The sequence below is a fragment of the Arthrobacter sp. TB 26 genome (assembly GCF_000427315.1).
Classification (GTDB): Bacteria; Actinomycetota; Actinomycetes; order Actinomycetales; family Micrococcaceae; genus Arthrobacter.
In genome coordinates, this window is record NZ_AUPJ01000384.1 from 991 (window position 1) to 1368 (window position 378).

The window sequence follows — 378 nt, forward strand, 5'->3', positions numbered from 1 at the left end:
GGCGGTTCGCCGAGCCAGTGCGCCTGGCCGTCCTTGGTGGTCAGGGTGGCCCGTGAGCGGGCACCGATGAAGGAGTAGCGGGACCAGGAACCGCCGACGGCTGCGGATTCCATCAGGAAAGTGCCGGGCTGGCCCTGGGCGAGTTTGCGGTACAGCCCGATCGGGGTTTCGGCGTCAGCCAGCACCTTCAGCCGGACGGGGATGACACGGCTGTGGCCTGCGAGTTCACGGAACTCTTCCAGGCCCGGGCTGATGATTCCAAGGTCCTGCATGGCTGTGGTTTCCGCCTGTTCTTTCGGTCGTCCTGAAGGGTGGTTGGGTTGGGCCGCGCCACAACTCTCTTGTGCCGCTGTGCGCCGCAGCCGCCTGCCGGCGGCT

The 378-nt window shown here is 67.2% G+C and carries 1 protein-coding gene (only partly in view); it reads right to left on the reverse strand.

Annotated features, from left to right (window positions below):
- Positions 1–272, reverse strand: part of the annotated coding region (locus K789_RS0114915; protein ID WP_024367456.1) for a chorismate-binding protein (this coding region is incomplete at its 3' end). Its footprint begins 990 nt before the window's first position; 272 of its 1262 annotated nt are in view.
- Positions 273–378: the final 106 nt, after the last annotated feature.